General features: G+C 31.3%; 17 protein-coding genes, 1 riboswitch and 1 other annotated feature. Of the genes, 14 read left to right on the top strand and 3 right to left on the bottom strand.

The features are described from left to right. The 12 genes from MPTP_RS03115 (at nt 1) to rsmA (ending at nt 11,249) form a co-directional block, all read left to right on the top strand. Complete coding sequence (locus tag MPTP_RS03115) at nt 1–1,065, top strand: ABC transporter ATP-binding protein (protein ID WP_099046184.1); 1,065 nt, start codon at nt 1–3, stop codon at nt 1,063–1,065. Further along, a complete protein-coding gene (locus tag MPTP_RS03120; protein WP_013773612.1) occupies nt 1,058–2,026 on the top strand; it encodes an ABC transporter ATP-binding protein in 969 nt (322 codons plus the stop codon). Before MPTP_RS03115 ends, MPTP_RS03120 begins: the two co-directional genes overlap by 8 nt. A 362-nt stretch (nt 2,027–2,388) precedes the next feature. Then, nucleotides 2,389–2,526, top strand: a sequence feature (ribosomal protein L20 leader region). 49 nt (nt 2,527–2,575) lie between these two features. Continuing rightward, nucleotides 2,576–3,097, top strand: coding sequence for a translation initiation factor IF-3 (infC, locus tag MPTP_RS03125; protein ID WP_013773613.1), 522 nt, complete (start codon nt 2,576–2,578; stop codon nt 3,095–3,097). Between the two features lie 102 nt (nt 3,098–3,199). After that, a complete protein-coding gene (gene rpmI, locus MPTP_RS03130) occupies nt 3,200–3,400 on the top strand; it encodes a 50S ribosomal protein L35 (protein WP_013773614.1) in 201 nt (66 codons plus the stop codon). A 68-nt stretch (nt 3,401–3,468) separates the two neighbouring features. After that, on the top strand, nt 3,469–3,828 hold the full coding sequence (gene rplT, locus MPTP_RS03135; RefSeq protein WP_013773615.1) for a 50S ribosomal protein L20: 360 nt from the start codon (nt 3,469–3,471) through the stop codon (nt 3,826–3,828). A gap of 355 nt (nt 3,829–4,183) precedes the next feature. Further along, nucleotides 4,184–4,381 (top strand): hypothetical protein, encoded by a 198-nt coding sequence (locus tag MPTP_RS03140; RefSeq protein ID WP_013773616.1) that lies wholly within the window; start codon nt 4,184–4,186, stop codon nt 4,379–4,381. Between the two features lie 436 nt (nt 4,382–4,817). Then, nucleotides 4,818–5,492, top strand: coding sequence for a two-component system response regulator SapR (sapR, locus tag MPTP_RS03145; protein ID WP_041363529.1), 675 nt, complete (start codon nt 4,818–4,820; stop codon nt 5,490–5,492). 13 nt (nt 5,493–5,505) lie between these two features. Next, complete coding sequence (sapS, locus tag MPTP_RS03150; protein ID WP_013773618.1) at nt 5,506–6,540, top strand: two-component system sensor histidine kinase SapS; 1,035 nt, start codon at nt 5,506–5,508, stop codon at nt 6,538–6,540. A gap of 180 nt (nt 6,541–6,720) precedes the next feature. Continuing rightward, nucleotides 6,721–8,736, top strand: a complete 2,016-nt coding sequence (metG, locus tag MPTP_RS03155) for a methionine--tRNA ligase (protein ID WP_013773619.1) — start codon at nt 6,721–6,723, stop codon at nt 8,734–8,736. Nucleotides 8,737–9,029: 293 nt separating this feature from the next. Further along, nucleotides 9,030–9,800 carry a TatD family hydrolase gene (locus MPTP_RS03160; protein WP_013773620.1) on the top strand — a complete coding sequence of 257 codons (771 nt, stop codon included), beginning with the start codon at nt 9,030–9,032 and terminating at the stop codon, nt 9,798–9,800. Next, entirely contained in the window at nt 9,797–10,372 is a 576-nt protein-coding gene (gene rnmV, locus MPTP_RS03165) for a ribonuclease M5 (RefSeq protein ID WP_013773621.1), read from the top strand. The genes MPTP_RS03160 and rnmV overlap by 4 nt, the downstream gene beginning before the upstream one ends. Continuing rightward, nucleotides 10,365–11,249, top strand: a complete 885-nt coding sequence (rsmA, locus tag MPTP_RS03170) for a 16S rRNA (adenine(1518)-N(6)/adenine(1519)-N(6))-dimethyltransferase RsmA (protein WP_013773622.1) — start codon at nt 10,365–10,367, stop codon at nt 11,247–11,249. The genes rnmV and rsmA overlap by 8 nt, the downstream gene beginning before the upstream one ends. 332 nt (nt 11,250–11,581) lie before the next feature. Here rsmA and MPTP_RS03175 read toward each other — a convergent pair whose 3' ends face one another. Beyond that, a complete protein-coding gene (locus MPTP_RS03175; RefSeq protein ID WP_013773623.1) occupies nt 11,582–12,691 on the bottom strand; it encodes an ABC transporter ATP-binding protein in 1,110 nt (369 codons plus the stop codon). A gap of 180 nt (nt 12,692–12,871) precedes the next feature. Here MPTP_RS03175 and mgsA point away from each other — a divergent pair, with 180 nt between their 5' ends. Together mgsA and MPTP_RS03185 are read left to right on the top strand one after the other, a co-directional pair. Further along, the gene (gene mgsA / locus MPTP_RS03180) at nt 12,872–13,294 is read left to right on the top strand and encodes a methylglyoxal synthase (RefSeq protein WP_013773624.1); all 423 of its coding nucleotides are present in this window, start codon (nt 12,872–12,874) and stop codon (nt 13,292–13,294) included. A 57-nt stretch (nt 13,295–13,351) separates the two neighbouring features. Next, a riboswitch (THF riboswitch) is annotated at nt 13,352–13,458 on the top strand. 37 nt (nt 13,459–13,495) lie between these two features. Further along, the gene (locus MPTP_RS03185; protein WP_013773625.1) at nt 13,496–14,020 is read left to right on the top strand and encodes a folate family ECF transporter S component; all 525 of its coding nucleotides are present in this window, start codon (nt 13,496–13,498) and stop codon (nt 14,018–14,020) included. 75 nt (nt 14,021–14,095) lie between these two features. On the opposite strand, the gene MPTP_RS03190 is transcribed toward MPTP_RS03185, so the two are convergent. Next, on the bottom strand, nt 14,096–15,868 hold the full coding sequence (locus MPTP_RS03190) for an ABC transporter ATP-binding protein (protein ID WP_013773626.1): 1,773 nt from the start codon (nt 15,866–15,868) through the stop codon (nt 14,096–14,098). Then, a complete protein-coding gene (locus tag MPTP_RS03195) occupies nt 15,869–17,584 on the bottom strand; it encodes an ABC transporter ATP-binding protein (RefSeq protein ID WP_013773627.1) in 1,716 nt (571 codons plus the stop codon). Nucleotides 17,585–17,976: the final 392 nt, after the last annotated feature.

Below are 17,976 nucleotides of genomic sequence, written 5' to 3' on the forward strand. Positions count from 1 at the left end.
ATGATTATGGAAAAGATATTAGATGTAAAAGACCTACATATTTCTTTTGATACATTCGCAGGAAAAGTCAAAGCAATTCGTGGGGTTAGTTTTGAATTATTTAAGGGAGAAACATTAGCCATTGTAGGTGAATCTGGTAGTGGAAAATCTGTAACTACTAGAAGTATTATGCGTTTGTTAAGTAGCAATGCAATAATTGATCATGGAAAAATAATCTTTAAAGAAAAAGATCTTGTTAAAACACCTGAAAAGCAAATGCAATCGATTCGTGGAAAAGAAATTGCTATGATTTTTCAGGATCCAATGACTTCATTAGATCCAACTATGCCTATTGGTAAACAGGTAGCTGAATCTTTAATTAAGCATAATAAAATTTCTAAAAAAGAAGGATTAAACCAAGCTTTAGAGTTATTAAAGCTTGTGGGTATTCCCAATGCAGAGAAACGTTTAAAAAATTATCCACATCAGTTTTCTGGCGGTCAACGTCAACGCATAGTTATTGCAATTGCTTTAATTTGTTATCCGGAAATATTGATCGCTGATGAACCGACTACGGCTTTAGATGTAACAATTCAAGCACAAATTCTTGAATTATTAAGAGATCTACAACAAAGAATTAATACATCAATTATTTTTATTACACATGATTTAGGCGTAGTAGCAAATGTTGCAGATCGTGTAGCGGTGATGTATGGTGGACGTATTGTAGAAATTGGTACTTCAGAAGAAATTTTCTATAACCCACAACACCCATATACGTGGGGATTGTTAAGTTCAATGCCTACTCTTGAAGGAACTGAGGATCAGTTATATGCTATCCCTGGTTCACCACCAGATTTATTAGATCCACCTAAGGGTGATGCCTTCTATCCTAGAAATGAATTTGCAATGAAAATCGATAGGGAAAAACAACCGCCATATTTTGAATTATCTTCAACACACAAAGCAGCTACCTGGTTATTAGCGCCACAAGCACCAAAAGTAAAACCACCAATAGAAATTGCTCGTCGATGGAAACTATATAGTGAACGTCATAAAACCTTGGGAGGTACAAATAATGAATGAAAAAAGAAAAACACTCCTAGATGTTAAGGGATTAAAACAATATTTTAATATTGTACGTTCAGATGAGGTTAAGGCTGTTGATGACATCAGTTTTCATATTTATGAAGGGGAAACATTTGGCTTGGTTGGTGAATCTGGTAGTGGAAAATCTACTACTGGACGTAGTGTGATTCGTTTATATAATCCAACTGCTGGAAAAATCATTTTTGATGGAAAAGATATTAGTAAAATTCATTCAAAAACAGAATTACAAGAATTTAGAAGAGAAATCCAAATGATTTTTCAAGATCCTTATGCTTCATTAAATCCACGGATGAAAGTAAATGATATCATTGCTGAAGGAATTGATATTAATAAATTAGCCAGTAATGAAAAAGAACGTGAAGAAAAGGTAAATCAATTATTAAAAACTGTTGGACTTGATCCAAGTCATGGTACACGTTATCCACATGAATTTTCAGGTGGTCAAAGACAACGGATTGGCATCGCTCGGGCTTTAGCTGTTAATCCACGTTTTATTATTTGTGATGAACCGATTTCAGCATTAGATGTTTCTATTCAGGCTCAGGTAGTTAATTTACTTCAAGATTTGCAAAGAACAGAAGGGCTAACTTATCTATTTATTGCTCATGACTTATCAATGGTGAAACATATTAGTGATCGTATTGGTGTAATGTATGGTGGAAAATTATTAGAAATGGGCTCAAGTGATGATGTTTATAATCTAGGTGTCCATCCGTATACAGAAAGCTTGTTATCGGCCATTCCCCTACCTGATCCGGATTATGAACGGGCACGGACACGAATTGTTTATAAACCACAAATAAAAGAGAATAAGGAATATAAATTAAGAGAAATTACACCTGAGCATTATGTCTATTGCTCTGAAGACGAAGTTTCCTTGTATCATAAAAAAATTGAAGAAAAAATGAAAACAAAAAACAATGAACAAATGATCTAACAAATCTTATTTAACAATAATTTTAGTTTGATGACCAAAATAAGAAATATGAATCTTTTAATTCATATTTCTTATTTTTTATGTTTCAGATTGAAACGGTATTGCTACAAAAGGATTGATTGAAAAATAATCGAATATTAGATCAAATGTTTTTATTAAATGTTGTTTCGCTTTAAAAAAATTTTAGCATAATTGCTTATTTTACTATACTCTGTATAGGATAAAACATACTTAAAATAAAAGAGATTAATTTTATTTATGTCTTACTTAGTTAAATGCAGTCTCAATCGATAAAAATTTAGTTATTAACTAAATCTTCATTTGACAATTTTATTTATTTATTGTATAGTAATATAGTTGAGAAATAAAAGTAGGAGCTACCCGCTTCTCGCCTTAGCAGACTTTGTCACTGGGCTAGATAGTAATTATTCATTTTTAGCAATTATGAATAAAGATAAGTGCGGGTTCTGTTATGACAGTACCTGTTTTTTTATTATCAGTGCTTTTATTACAAGTAGTAAGGTTTCTCTTTAAAAAATTTGGAGGTGAATGACCATAGCAAAGGATATGATGGTAAATGACGGTATTCGTGCGCGTGAGTTACGTTTGATCGGACAAAATGGTGAACAGTTGGGTGTAATATCTAAAGTAGATGCATTAAAACAAGCAGAAGCAGCTAATTTAGATTTAGTTCTAGTTGCTCCAGGAGCAAAACCACCTGTTGCTCGAATAATGGATTACGGAAAATTTCATTTTGAACAACAGAAAAAAGAACGAGAAGCACGCAAAAAACAAAAAGTGATCAACGTAAAAGAGGTACGTTTAAGTCCTACTATTGATTTAAATGACTTTAATACAAAACTTCGTAATGCACGTAAATTTTTGGAAAAAGGGGATAAAGTTAAAGCTTCTATTCGCTTTAAAGGCCGTGCTATTACCCATAAAGAAATTGGTCAGGAAGTTCTTGATCGCTTAGCTAAAGAAACTGCAGATATTGCAACAGTAGAGCAAAAAGCGAAAATGGATGGTCGTAGTATGTTTTTAACACTATCACCAAAAAATGATAAATAACATAATATAAGTAAAAAGATTTTTAGTTATTTCTTGTAAATCACTTCTTAATCAATTTAAGAAATTGATTAACTTGAAAAAGATTTGAGGAGGAAATTAGTCATGCCAAAACAAAAAACACACCGTGGATCAGTAAAACGTTTCAAACGTACTGGTAAAGGTGGTTTAAAAAGATTTCGTGCATTTACAAGTCACCGTTTTCATGGCAAAACCAAAAAGCAACGTCGTCAATTACGTAAGGCAAGTATGGTTTCAACAGGCGATTACAAACGTATCCGTCAACAACTAGCAAAAATGAAATAAATATTATTGAGTCGTGATACTTACAAATAACATTTTAAGAAATGATAGGTATTTAGGAGGAATTAAACATGGCACGTGTTAAAGGTGGAACTGTAAGCCGTAAACGTCGTAAAAAAATCCTTAAATTAGCAAAAGGCTATTATGGATCAAAACATACATTATTCAAATCAGCAAAAGAACAAGTAATGAATTCATATTACTATGCATTTAGAGATCGTCGTCAGAAAAAACGTGATTTCAGAAAACTTTGGATTGCTCGTATTAATGCAGCTGCTCGTATGAATGGATTGAGCTATTCAAAATTAATGCATGGCTTAAAATTAGCTGAAATTGATATTAATCGTAAAATGTTAGCTGATTTAGCTGTTAATGATGCTACGGCCTTCACTGTATTGGCTGACCAAGCAAAAGAAGCATTGAGTAAATAATAAATTGATCTTAATATTGCATAATTTTAGTCTCTTTCTAATGAAGGAGACTTTTTTATTTAAAATAATCTACTGGTTTTATGAATAATAACAACTAAGATAAAAAAGTTGCCATAATGATTATTAGTTTTGATTCATTCATTAAAAGAATTTTTTAGCGTATCACTTTAAAACTTCTATAAAGGGATCTACTTACTAGATAGATAATAGTTTGAATTACTAAATGATAGCGTTATACTTATAATGAAAGGTAGTCATTTTAATTAAAAAATAATTAATTAACTATCATTTTTTCATCATTCATAATACCTAACTAGTCTAGTAATTAAACTTTATAGATAGGAGAAGTGAGCGAATGATTAAACTAATCGTTCTTTTAACAACTTTTACTTATAGCTGTAACTTTTTTCTTTTCTTATACTTGAAACAAAGACATGAAGCAGCTGGAATAGAAAAATTGTCTATTATTTGGGGAACAAACATGTTGATTTTATTGTTTGATGGTATTTTTGCATTTATTGGAAAATTAATTATAGAACTTAGTTTTATATAAATAGAGTAAGTATGTAGAAATAATGAATTCAATGCTTGTTAAATAATATATATCTGTTTATAATCGATAAAAATTGCATTTATAAATATAAACTGTTCTTATCCATTTAACAAAACGAACAAATGTTTTTGAAAGCACGATTTGAGGTTAGATTAGACTATCTGTGTTTATTTTACATCTCACTATTTAAATGGTTTATAGATATATGTTTGAAATGAAATCAGCTTTCATTGTTGTACTATTCATAAATTACCAATTGTTATTAGTCTTCTATTTAAAGTAGAAATAGTAGTTATAGATAGCAAGGTATCTTGACTTTTGATCAAGTTTTTTAATAGAATAAATATTACTGTCTAGATAGAAATTATTAGTGCACTATAGACAATAAGAATCTGGTAAAATAGGACAAAAGAAAGAGATATAAAGGATGAAAAATATGGTAAAAATAATGATTGTAGAAGACGAAACAACGATTCGTGAATTAATTGCTGAAGAATTAAAAAAATGGCAATTTACAGTTTTTAGTACAATAAATTTTCAAAACGTACTAGAAAACTTTGAAGAAGAAAAACCACAATTACTTCTTTTAGATATTAATCTACCAGTTTTTGATGGTTATTATTGGTGCCAAAAAATTCGCAAGCAATCAAATATACCAATTATTTTCATTTCTAGTAGAAATACAAATATGGACATGATTATGGCGATGAATATGGGAGCAGATGATTTTGTCACTAAACCTTTTCAAATGGATGTATTGATTGCTAAAATTAATGCATTAATACGTCGTACTTATAATTATTCAGAAGTAAGCAGTGAGAAGATATCACATAATGGTATTACTTTAAATATAGATAATGGTAGTATGGAGATTAATGGTCAGGTTATTGATTTAAGTAAGAATGAATATCGATTGCTTTATATTTTAATGAAAAAGAATGGAAAAATCTTAACAAGGGAGAAATTACTTCGTGCTTTATGGGAAGATGAGCGGTTTGTTGATGATAATACACTGACAGTTAACATTAATCGTATCAGAAGAAAAATTGAACAAGCAGGTATCAAAGGATACATTGAAACAAAGGTAGGACAAGGCTACATCGTTCCATAGGAGGAACAGCGAGATGAACGGTTGGAAATATTTAAAAGATCATTGGTTGTTTTTGGTCAGCTGGCTATTTTTTATTTTGTTGACTAGTTTTATTTTATGGCTCTCTCCAACAACGAACTTTGATTTTTCAACAATGAGTTATCTATTTTTACTTAGTGGCTTATTTTTAGGTGTATTTTTAGTCATTGGTTATTCTTTAAAAATACGTTGGTGGAAAGTATTTGATACAAAGGAACAACCACCTTCCTTGCAAGAATATCTAACGATTGCTACAAAGGAAGAAGAAAAAATTATACAAGCATATATTAATGACCTGTTACTTGAGTATCAACAAACAATGCAGCAATTCATTAACAATCAACAAGAGCAAAAAGAATACATTGATACTTGGGTTCATGAGATCAAGGTGCCTTTATCTGCAGTTATGTTAATTTTACAGTCTGTTGAAGAAGAAATTCCTGAAAAAAAATATTATCAATTAGAAAATGAATTAAAAAAAATTGAAGAATATGTAGAACAAGTTCTCTATTATGCTCGTTTAGATAATTTCTCAAAGGATTATTTGGTCCAAGAGTATTCGCTGAAAACAATTGTGCAATCAGTAGTACGAAATCAGATGAATTACTTTATTCAAAAAAATATACAATTTTCTATCATAGGCGAGGACCAGATGGTTTTAACAGATACAAAGTGGGTAACGTTCATTTTTCAACAGTTACTTAGCAATGCACTTAAGTATACACCAAATGCTGGTAAAATAATCGTTGAAATTGATCATAAACACTCAGTTATCTGTTTATCACTTAAAGATACAGGAATAGGAATTCCTATAGAGGATCAAAGAAGAATTTTTGATAAGGGATTTACAGGTAAAAATGGTAGATTAGGGAAACAACATTCAACGGGTCTAGGATTATATTTGGCAAAAAATTTAGCTGAGAAATTAGGACACCAATTAACAGTTGAATCGACAGTCGGAGAGGGAACAACAATGAAATTATTTTTTCCATTTCTGAGTTATTTTGGTGAAGACAGAAAGAATTTTTGAATACTAAATGATGAGCGGTATGTTTATTCTAGACTATAGACTGGAAAGTAAGTTTTGTTCTATTTTAATGGTTCATTTTAAGAAAATTAGGGATCAATGGTTCAATTAATTTAAATTATGGTATACTATTTGGGAATCTACTTGATTATTAGGGATAAGTATAGAAGGAGGCTTTTTTGCATGACAAAGGGAACATTTTATATCACTACACCGATCTATTATCCTAGTGGAAAATTACATATTGGTAATGCATATACAACGGTTGCTTGTGATGCTATGGCACGCTACAAACGTCTAATGGGTTTTGATGTATTCTATCTAACAGGTGTAGATGAACATGGTCAAAAAATTGAAAAAAAAGCAGAAGAATTAGAAATAAGCCCACAAACCTATGTAGATCAAATGGCTAACGATATTCAAGATTTATGGCAAACATTAGATATTAGTTATGATAAATTTATTCGAACAACAGATGATTATCATAAAGAAGCTGTTCAAAAAATTTTTGATCGTCTGGTTGAGCAAGGAGACATTTACTTAGGCGAATATCAAGGTTGGTATTCCGTTTCTGATGAGGAATATTTTACAGAAACACAGTTGGCTGAAGTTTACAAAGATGAAGAAGGGAATGTTATTGGAGGAAAAGCTCCAAGTGGACATGAAGTAGAATTAGTTAAAGAAGAGTCTTATTTCTTGCGTATGAGTAAATATTCAGATCGATTATTGGATTATTATAATGAGCATCCTGAATTTATTCAGCCAGAATTCAGAAAAAATGAAATGATTAATAATTTCATTAAACCTGGTTTAGAAGATTTAGCTGTTTCAAGAACGAGTTTTTCTTGGGGAATCCCATTAAAAAATGATCCTAAACATGTTGTTTATGTTTGGATTGATGCATTGTCTAATTATATTACAGCTTTAGGCTATAATAGCTCAGATAACCATTTATTTGAAAAATACTGGCCAGCAAATGTGCAAGTTGTTGGTAAAGAAATTATGCGTTTTCATACCATTTACTGGCCAATTATGTTGATGGCTTTAGATTTACCATTACCTAAAAAAATCTTTGGACATGGTTGGTTATTAATGAAAGACGGCAAAATGTCAAAATCAAAAGGTAATGTTATTTATCCTGAGGTACTTGTTGAACGTTACGGATTAGATGCCTTTCGTTACTATTTATTAAGAGCTATCCCTTTCGGTAGTGATGGGGTATTTACGCCTGAAGATTTTCTTTCTCATATTAATTATGATTTAGCAAATGATTTAGGAAATTTACTAAATCGTACTATTGCTATGGTTAATAAATATTGCCAGGGAAATGTACCAGCTTATGCTTCAAAAGTAACACCATTTGACAGTGAATTATCAACAACTGCTGCAAACGTCATTAGTCGTTACCATGAAGCAATGGAAAAAATGGAATTCAATACAGCGATTACTGAGATTTGGGTATTAGTTTCTCGGGCGAATAAATATATTGATGAGACAGCTCCCTGGATTTTAGCTAAGGATGAAACCAAGGAAAATGAACTCAATAGTGTCATGGTTCATTTAGCAGAGAGTTTACGTATTGTTGCCATTTTATTGCAACCAATCATGACAAAAATTCCTCAAAAGATATTTGAACAACTTGGATTGGACCCGAATATGATGAAAATGCAGGAGATTCATTTTGGCGAATTCCCTATTGGAACTAAGGTAGTTGGCAAGGGTGTTCCCCTATTTCCTCGTCTAGACATGGAAGAAGAGGTAGCATATATTAAGCAAAAAATGACGCCTAACATGGTTCAACCAACTCATGAAGAAGAAGCTACTAAATGGGATCCATCTCGGACAAAACTTACTTCGGTTAAGGAAAAAGAAATTATATATGATGATTTTGATAAAGTAGAATTAAAGGTAGCAGAAGTCATTGCCTGTCAAAAAGTAAAAAAATCAAATAAATTACTTCAATTTCGATTAGATGCTGGCGACGAGCAAGATCGACAAATTCTTTCTGGACTAGCAGAATATTATCCTGAACCAAGCGAGCTAATTGGTAAAAAGGTTGTTATTGTTGCAAATCTAGCACCTAGAAAAATGTGTGGACAAATTAGTCAAGGAATGATTCTTTCAGCCGAATCACCAAAGGGAGATATTCAATTAGTTGAAGCACCTCATGAAATGCCAAATGGCGCAATCATTGCTTGATTCATCGCATTTTTAAAATAAAGAAAAAGAAAGGCAATTTTGAAAGTAACGGAGAATGTTTACTTTTAAAATTGCTCTATTCTTTCTCAATTATTTAGGTTGTTTTAAGCTAGATAATTAAAAAGATGAATTATATATGCAAGGAAAGATTACAATGTGCTTAAAAAGATTATTAGCCATTTATTGTTATTTATTTTTTTAAAGAATGAATACTTTCTTTTTAAGAAGTATGCTAAAAATAAAGAACCAGTATATGATTAGAAAAATGGTAAGAAAAAATAGGAGGTGGCAAAATGATTTTTGATTCACTTACAAACTTAAATACAGAACAATTTGAAAATGATTTAGTAGAAACTATCCAACGTGCAGAAGACATGGCTGTAAAAGAAATGGCTGTTGTTGGATTTGATGAACCGACAATTAAAAAATCGATTGAATTAAGTGATAATTATGAAAATATTTATAGTATCATTGGCTGGCACCCAACGGAAGCTGGTCAGTATACTGAAGCAATTGAAATAAATATCCAAAAATTATTAGAACTTCAAAAGGTGGTTGCAGTTGGTGAGATTGGCTTGGACTACTATTGGATGAAGGACCCAAAGGAAATTCAGGAGAAAGTATTTAGACGTCAAATTGCTATTGCTAGAGAGATGAACTTACCAATTTGTGTACATACACGTGATGCCCTGGAAGATACATATGCTATTTTGAAAGATGAACAAATTAGTAAAATTGGTGGCGTTATGCATACATTTAGTGGAGACGTCGAATGGATGGAAAAATTTTTAGATTTGGGAATGCATATATCCTTTAGTGGTGTTGTTACCTTTAAGAAAGCTTTAGATGTTCAATCAGCAGCAACAATGGTTCCTTTAGATCGTTTTTTAGTTGAAACAGATGCTCCTTATTTAACACCAGTTCCCTATAGAGGAAAACGAAATGAACCAGGTTATACACGCTATGTTGTTGAAAAGATTGCTGAATTAAAGGGTTTGCCTTTTGAAGTCATTGCAGAAAAAAGCACAGAAAATGCTCACAAGCTATTTAGGATAAATAAATGAAAAGAAAAATGAAAATTAATGAAATTATTATCGTCGAAGGTAAAGATGACACAAGAAGAATACAGGAAGTAGTTGACGCAGATACCATTGAAACGATTGGATCAGCAATCAATCAGGAAATTTTAACAAGAATCAGTCATGCACAAGAAAAACGAGGAGTAATTGTTTTTACCGATCCAGATTATTCGGGTGAGAAAATTCGTAAAATAATTATGGAAATTGTGCCAAATGCTAAGCATGCTTTTCTACCTAGAAAATTAGCAAGACCAAAAAAACCAGGAAAAAGTTTAGGAGTTGAACATGCTAGTGACGCAGCAATTATAGATGCGTTAAAACGGGTAGTTACACCTATTTATGAAAAAGATGATTATCAAGAAATTACTAAACAAGAATTGATTAATTACCAACTAATAACTGGCAAGGGTGCTAAAAAAAGACGTGAATGTCTAGGTGAAATTTTAGTAATTGGCTATACAAATGGTAAACAATTAGAAAAAAGGTTAAAGATGTTTAGAATAACATCAGCTGAATTAAAAGAAGCAATGCAAAAGTGGAGGAATTCTATTGAATGAATATAAAGAAATTGCGACCCCTTCTCGAACAAAAGAAATACTAAAAAAATATGACTTTTCATTAAAAAAAAGTCTTGGTCAAAATTTTTTAACTGAACCAAATATACTAAAAAAAATTGTCGCAACAGCTAATTTAACTAAAGAAGTCAACGTTATTGAGGTTGGACCAGGTATTGGTGCATTGACTGAACAACTAGCACAACAAGCTGGACAGGTATTGGCTTTTGAAATTGATCATAACTTGATTAGAATTTTGGCAGATACATTACAGCCCTACAATAATATAACGATTGTTAATCAGGATGTATTAAAAACCGATTTAGTGAAAGAAACACAAGCAGTATTTCAGCAGGCTTATCCTATCAAAATTGTGGCTAATTTACCTTATTATATTACAACTCCTATTTTGATGTATTTCTTACAATCTGATTTGATTGTAGAAGAAATGGTTGTTATGATGCAAAAAGAAGTAGCCGATCGAATTTCTGCTAAACCAGGAACTAAGGCTTACGGTTCACTGTCTATTGCTGTTCAGTATTTTATGGAAGCGACCATTGCATTTATTGTTCCAAAAACGGTATTTGTTCCTCAGCCAAATGTTGACTCAGCAGTTATCAAACTCACAAGACGATCAAAACCAATTGTTGATGTAATAAATGAAAAAGAATTTTTTAAATTAACAAGAGCAGCTTTTCAATTGCGTCGTAAAACATTATGGAATAATCTACTCCATTTTTATGGAAAAGAGGAATCAACAAAACAATGGTTAATAAAAAGTCTTGAACAAGCTGAAATTGTTGCTTCTAGACGTGGGGAAACTTTATCTTTAGCTGAATTTGCTCGTCTGAGCAACTCATTAATAATCAATCGTTCTTAATAAAATTTGGCTATATAGGTTAAGAGATTTAGCAATTGGGTAATACTAAAAAAATAGTATAGTAATAATAAATAGAATTACATGAGAAATCGTTTCTTTTTTAAGTTTGTACGCTTCATGGTTAATGAATAAATAGGTGGTATTACGTAAAAATGAAAAAGATAAATGATTTATCCTGGCTACTTTACAATAAAGTAATGTTTCTAGATAGAACAAGTCAATATAATTACCTCCTAAAAAAGCATAGAGAACCTTATAAACGTTAAGGGAACTCTATGCTTTATCTTTATTTTAAAGTGGCATTTTTTAAATGCCTGTATAACAAAATGATGCTATTCAGTAGTAATGACTGCCTCAGTTTCTGGATCAAAAAAATGTCCCTTACTAATATTAAAGGCTAAATCAACCATTTCACCTGGATTGTGGTAATCACGTGCATCGACTTTTGAAATAAATTCAATATCACCAATTTTTGTATAAAGCATGGTTTCTGCACCCGATAATTCAGAAACAACAACCTCAGAATTTACGACTGCGTCTGGCATGGTATCTAAGGCAATTTGTTCTCCATGAATATCTTCTGGACGAATTCCAAAAATTAGTTTTTTTCCTTCATAACCTTTTTGAACCAATAATTTATTTTTACCAGCCGGAATGGCTAATTTCAATCCCTGTCCATCTTGGATAATGCCGTTATTTAATGTAACTGTGAAGAAGTTCATAGCTGGTGAACCAATAAAACCAGCAACAAAAACATTTGTGGGTGAATTATAAACTTCTTTTGGTGTACCAATTTGTTGAATAATTCCTTCTTTCATAATAACAATTCGATCGGCCATGGTCATTGCTTCTGTTTGATCATGTGTGACATAAATAGTTGTGGTTTCTAATCGTTGATGTAATTTTGCTATTTCTGCTCTCATTGCTACCCGTAATTTTGCATCTAGATTAGATAAGGGTTCATCCATTAGAAAGACCTTTGCATCACGGACTATTGCACGTCCCAAGGCAACACGTTGACGTTGTCCACCAGAGAGTGCAGCTGGTTTGCGTTTTAAGTATTCTGTTAAACCTAAGATGTCTGCAGCATTTTCTACACGTTTTTTTATTTCTGTTTTATCATATTTCCTTAATTTTAAACCAAATGCCATATTGTCAAATACTGTCATATGTGGGTAGAGCGCATAATTTTGAAAAACCATTGCAATGTCACGATCTTTAGGTGCTACGTCATTGACAACCTTATCTCCAATGCTCAGTTCACCTTTTGTAATATCTTCTAACCCAGCAATCATTCGTAAGGTGGTTGATTTTCCACAACCTGAAGGGCCAACGAATACAATAAATTCACGATCAGCAATCGTGAGATTAAAATCTGTGACAGAGTAATTTTCTGCATTATCATATTTTTTATAGACATGAGTTAAAGCCATTTTTACCATACGGATACACTTCTTTCTCTTTTAGATAATTTGAGTATATTGTAAGCGCTATAATTTATCAATGGCATTCTGCACAATAAATTCCTGATTTTTTTGTCAAATTGACAAAAAATTGTATTTTATGAAAATTTTTTTGATATACTATGAGAAAGTCAGATAGTAAATAAAGGAGAAATAAAAATGAAAATTGCTTTAATTGCACATGACCGTAAGAAAGATTTGATGCTAAAATTAGTAACAGCCTATAAAGAAATTTTAAAAGATCATAACTTATATGCAACAGGAACAACGGGACAAAAAATTATTGAAACGACTGGGCTTTCTGTTCATCGTTTTAATCCTGGCCCCTTAGGTGGTGATCAACAGATTGGTGCAATGATTTCTGAAGACAATCTAGATTTAATTATTTTTTTGCGAGATCCATTAGCTGCGCAACCTCACGAACCAGATGTAAATGCATTGATCCGATTAAGTGATGTGTATGAAATACCTTTAGCTACCAATATTGGTACAGCAGAAGTTTTATTGAGAGGATTACAGGCAGGTTTTGTTAATTTTAGAGAGATTATCCATGAAAATGATAATCGTCCAATCGCTTTTTAACATTTTTGAACTAGCGATTGTTATTTTAATTGCTATATGATATAGTCTAAATGAATAAACAGAGTAGAAAATAAAGCGTTAAGTGCTCGAAGGATGGGATGTTGCCTTCTTGACGAAGAATATTGTATCTATATATTCGCGGTTTTATTTTCGCATTCGCTGCATAATGATTTGTGTAGCAGCTCTAAAAGGAGATGCTAGATGTTAAAAAAGAAGAGTAGGTTAGAAACAAGAATGGTTACGTTACTAGGCCTGTTGATTGCCTTAATGGTCATTTTTTCTCGTTTTATTACTTATGAAACGCAGTTTTTGAAGGTCGGTCTAACGTTTATACCAGAGACATTAACCGCAATGTTGTTCGGTCCATTTTGGACAGGAATTAGTTTAGCTGTTGCAGACATTGTAGGTATGTTATTATTTCCAAAAGCTGCCTATTTTCCTGGTTTTACCTTAAATGCGTTTTTAACTGGTCTGATTTATGGTTATTTTTATTATAGAAAAAAAATAACCTGGTTACGCACTATTTCAGCTACACTAGTAGTAACGATTCTTATTCATTTATTCTTAGTGCCTTTATGGTTAGGATTAATGTATGGTGTAGATCTGAAAAATTTTGTTTGGTGGGTGCCTAGAATAATTAAAAATCTTATTTTTGTACCAATACAAGTTATAATAACGTATTATCTAGGAAATAAAATTTCTTCCTATAACTTTTTAAAACGATAATTTAATAAATGAAGATAAAAGAACAATAGATTTTTTAATAAATCTATTGTTCTTTTTCTTGTCGTTCATATTATATTAGCTAGTTGTGGTTTGATTTTTAAATTGTGCTTCATAAAGATTTTTATAATAACCATTTTCTTTATTTATTAATTTTTCATGACTACCAATTTCAACGATATGGCCATTATCCATTACAAGAATTTTTTCTGCATTTTTAATTGTGGATAGACGATGAGCAATAACAAAACTTGTTCGTCCTTTCATCATTTCTAAAAAGGCATCTTGAATCTTCTTTTCTGTTAGTGTGTCAACAGAACTTGTGGCCTCATCAAGTATCAACATAGGTGGATTGCTAATCATTGTTCTAGCAATAGTCATAAGTTGACGTTGTCCATCAGAAATTTTAATGCCACTGCTACCAATAATGGTTTCTAATCCATGTGGTAACCGTTCAACAAAATCAAAAATATACGCTTTTTTCATAGCAGATTGTATTTCCTCATCTGTAGCGTTTGGTTTACCATAAATTAAGTTTTCTCGAATTGTACTATTGAATAACCAGGTGTCTTGTAAAACCATTCCAAAACTTTTTCTCAAGCTATCTCTTTTAATGGTTCGAATATCTTGGCCGTCAATAATGATACTTCCCTTGTCAACTTCATAAAATCGCATAAGTAAATTAATTAGAGTTGATTTTCCTGCACCCGTTTTACCTACAATCGCAATAGTTTCACCAGAAGAAACTTGTAAATTAAAGTCTTCAATCAATGGTTTTGAGGGTGTATAGGAAAAGTAAACATGATTAAAATTAATATTTCCTTTTACCTGTTTTAAGGTGATTGCATTAGGAGAATCTGGTGTTTCAATTGGTTGATCAATAATTTCAAAGGTCCTACTTAAACCAGCTAACGCTGTTTGAATCTGTGTAATAATACCTGAAATTTCAATAAAAGGTTTTGAGAATTGACTGGAATAAATTGTAAAACTAGAAATAATTCCAATTGTTATTTGAGAATTTCCATTTAAAATAAGCAAACCACCTATAAGTCCAATTGATAAATAAGAAAGATGATCAATAAAACGAGAAAGTGGATTCGTTAAAGAAGAAGAGAATTGTGCTCTTTGGCCACTAAAATAAAGTTGTTTATTTAGAGTATCAAAAGTTTCTTGAGTAGTATGTTCTTGTTGAAAAGCCTTAACGATTTTTTGATTACTTATAATCTCTGAAACAAAACCTGAGATTTCTCCTACAATTTTTTGTTGTTGTGAAAAATTTTGTTGTGAGCTAACTGCAACAATCCAATTCACGATAAAGATAATAGGTGTTGTAACAAGTATTATAAGTGTTAATAGAGGACTTAAGTAAATCATAAAGATTAAAGAAATAATAACAATTGATAATCCTGAAAATAATTGATTAAATATTTGAACACAAGCAATTGAAATATTATCAATATCATTTGTAAAACGACTAACAATATTTCCATGAGAGGTTTGATCAAAATAACTTAAAGGTAACTTATTTAAATGTGCAAATGTGTCTTTTCTTAATGCCGTTGTTGATTCATAAGCAATTCGGTTTCCTAATAGCTGAATTAACCATTGACTGATTACTGTAACAAGTAAGATTCCTCCTAAAAGGATGAGTAAATGTATAAGTTTATCGAAATTAACATGTCCTTCTTTAACCATTATATCCACCGATTTACCAATATAGTAGGTCATTAGAACAGTGGTTAACCCGCAAATAATACCTAAGATAATGGCACCTGTCAGCTCAATCGGATAAGCAAGTAGGTAAGGAATAAAACGTTTAAAGATAGTAGAATTTTTTTGTTTTGCTTTCACCTAATTTTTGCCCTCCTCTTGTGATGCTACAATTTCTTGGTATTCTTTTGAATTTCTCATTAGTTCTTCATGCGTTCCAAGTCCAACTTGTTTTCCGTTATTTAATACTAATATCTGCTGTGCTTGTGAAAGCGAACGAATACGTTGGGAAATTAGAATAATCGTGATATGTTTTAATTCTCTCTTTAATGCTGTTCGTAATGCCAAGTCTGTCTGATAATCTAGTGCACTGAGTGAGTCATCCAAAATTAGAAGATCCGGTTTTCCAACCAAGGCACGTGCAATCGTTAATCGTTGTCGTTGCCCACCTGAAAAGTTTTTTCCTCCTTCATAGATTGGTGTATCCAATCCATGAGATAGTTGTGCAACAAAATCTTTACATTGAGCAATTTCCAATGCTTGCCAACATTCTTCATCAGAAGCATCTGATTTCCCCCATTGAAGATTTTCACGAATCGTTCCTGTAAATAAAACTGCTGTTTGAGGAACTAAACGAATTTTACTTCTTAAGGAATCAATTGACCAATCACGTACGTTTTTTCCACCAACGAATAAATTACCGTCACTTACATCATAAAAACGAGGAATTAGCTGAGTTAACGTACTTTTTCCACTGCCTGTTGGTCCTGTAATTCCTAAAACTGTTCCCTTAAAAATGGTTAAAGAAATATCATCTAATGTAAGGCCAGCTTCTTTTTCATAACGAAATGATACATGATCAAATTGAATGGCTTCAATAGAATGAATAGGTAGTTTTTTATCGATGGTTTGAGTAGGAATAACATCTAATACCTCATTAACACGTGAGGCAGAAGCAGAAGCACGGGTAAAAATAATGACTAGATTCGAAACAACAATTAATGCTAACAACATTTGATTCATATAATTTATCAAAGCTAAAACTTCACCTTGTTTGAGACTACCTGTATTTACTTTTATACCACCCATATAAAGTAATAATAAGATGCCCAAGTTTAATATAAGTGTTGTTATAGGAGTTAATAAAGCTGAAATATTGGCAACACGTGTATACACTTTGGAAAGATCATTTGAAATATGATCTACTTGTTGCTGCTCGGTTTTTTTTTGTGCAAAAGCACGAATAACACGAACGCCACTTAAGTTTTGTTGGATTTGCAAGTTTAAACGATCTAGTTTCCCTTGAACCTTTTTATACAGGGGAACAGTTGTTTTTATGATAAAAAATAAAAGAATACAAAATATTGGTAACATAACTAGGAAAATCAATCCCATTTGAAAGTTAATATAAAAAGCCATAATGACTGAACCAATACTCAAAAAAGGTGCACGGATAACCAAGCGGATAAGCATAGCAAGTGCATTTTGTAATTGATTTACATCATTTGTTATTCGCGTAATTAATGTATCAGTACCAAAACTATTTAATTCAGAATAGGATAATTGATTGATTTTTTTCATCAACTGGTAACGTAGTTCTGTACCAAATCCTTGTGAGGCAATAGAAGCAAAATATTGGCAGACCAAAACACAGGAAAGGCCGATAACTGACATACCTAGCATCCAGCCAGCAGTTTGAAAAATATAAGCACGATCATTGTGAACAATCCCTTGATCGACTAAACGTGACATAAATAAAGGTAAAACCAATTCAAAGCAAACCTCCAAAAATTTAAAAATTGGCCCCAAGATAATTTGTTTTCGATATTTTTTTGCATAAATTAATAAACCAAACATAAATTTCCTCCTTATCCCTTTTATTATACGTTAAATTTCCTGACAATTAAAGTTGCTGAATCTATTTAAAAAGATCCATAAAAAATTAAATTTTATTCTTTATTCTATTTCATGTTGCTAAATATTTAATTAAAGAACCAAAAGATAATTCTCTTCATTGGTTGTTTTAAAAGACCTAGCAAATCAACAATTTCATAGAGATGGGTAATCCATTAATTTTACTGATGCTTTATTTTTTCAAACAGATGAATATCTAGGAAAATCAAATTTTAAAATTAATTATAAAAGCTGAAAGACCTGATTATTACTAATATATATATATATTTATTAAATAAATAGTAGATAAATTAAAGAATATTAAATAAAAATTACTATTATATTACATTAAATAA

It is taken from the genome of Melissococcus plutonius ATCC 35311 (assembly GCF_000270185.1).
Lineage (GTDB): Bacteria > Bacillota > Bacilli > Lactobacillales > Enterococcaceae > Melissococcus > Melissococcus plutonius.

Excerpts from the sequence above, each read along its gene's own strand:
- rpmI (WP_013773614.1), top strand. The coding sequence starts at position 3,200 with ATGCCAAAACAAAAAACACACCGTGGATCAGTAAAACGTTTCAAACGT.
- MPTP_RS03160 (WP_013773620.1), top strand. The coding sequence starts at position 9,030 with ATGATTTTTGATTCACTTACAAACTTAAATACAGAACAATTTGAAAAT.
- MPTP_RS03185 (WP_013773625.1), top strand. The coding sequence starts at position 13,496 with ATGTTAAAAAAGAAGAGTAGGTTAGAAACAAGAATGGTTACGTTACTA.
- MPTP_RS03195 (WP_013773627.1), bottom strand. The coding sequence starts at position 17,584 with ATGTTTGGTTTATTAATTTATGCAAAAAAATATCGAAAACAAATTATC.
- MPTP_RS03115 (WP_099046184.1), top strand. The coding sequence starts at position 1 with ATGATTATGGAAAAGATATTAGATGTAAAAGACCTACATATTTCTTTT.
- infC (WP_013773613.1), top strand. The coding sequence starts at position 2,576 with ATGACCATAGCAAAGGATATGATGGTAAATGACGGTATTCGTGCGCGT.
- metG (WP_013773619.1), top strand. The coding sequence starts at position 6,721 with ATGACAAAGGGAACATTTTATATCACTACACCGATCTATTATCCTAGT.
- MPTP_RS03120 (WP_013773612.1), top strand. The coding sequence starts at position 1,058 with ATGAATGAAAAAAGAAAAACACTCCTAGATGTTAAGGGATTAAAACAA.
- sapR (WP_041363529.1), top strand. The coding sequence starts at position 4,818 with ATGGTAAAAATAATGATTGTAGAAGACGAAACAACGATTCGTGAATTA.
- mgsA (WP_013773624.1), top strand. The coding sequence starts at position 12,872 with ATGAAAATTGCTTTAATTGCACATGACCGTAAGAAAGATTTGATGCTA.
- rnmV (WP_013773621.1), top strand. The coding sequence starts at position 9,797 with ATGAAAAGAAAAATGAAAATTAATGAAATTATTATCGTCGAAGGTAAA.
- MPTP_RS03175 (WP_013773623.1), bottom strand. The coding sequence starts at position 12,691 with ATGGTAAAAATGGCTTTAACTCATGTCTATAAAAAATATGATAATGCA.
- MPTP_RS03140 (WP_013773616.1), top strand. The coding sequence starts at position 4,184 with ATGATTAAACTAATCGTTCTTTTAACAACTTTTACTTATAGCTGTAAC.
- rplT (WP_013773615.1), top strand. The coding sequence starts at position 3,469 with ATGGCACGTGTTAAAGGTGGAACTGTAAGCCGTAAACGTCGTAAAAAA.
- sapS (WP_013773618.1), top strand. The coding sequence starts at position 5,506 with ATGAACGGTTGGAAATATTTAAAAGATCATTGGTTGTTTTTGGTCAGC.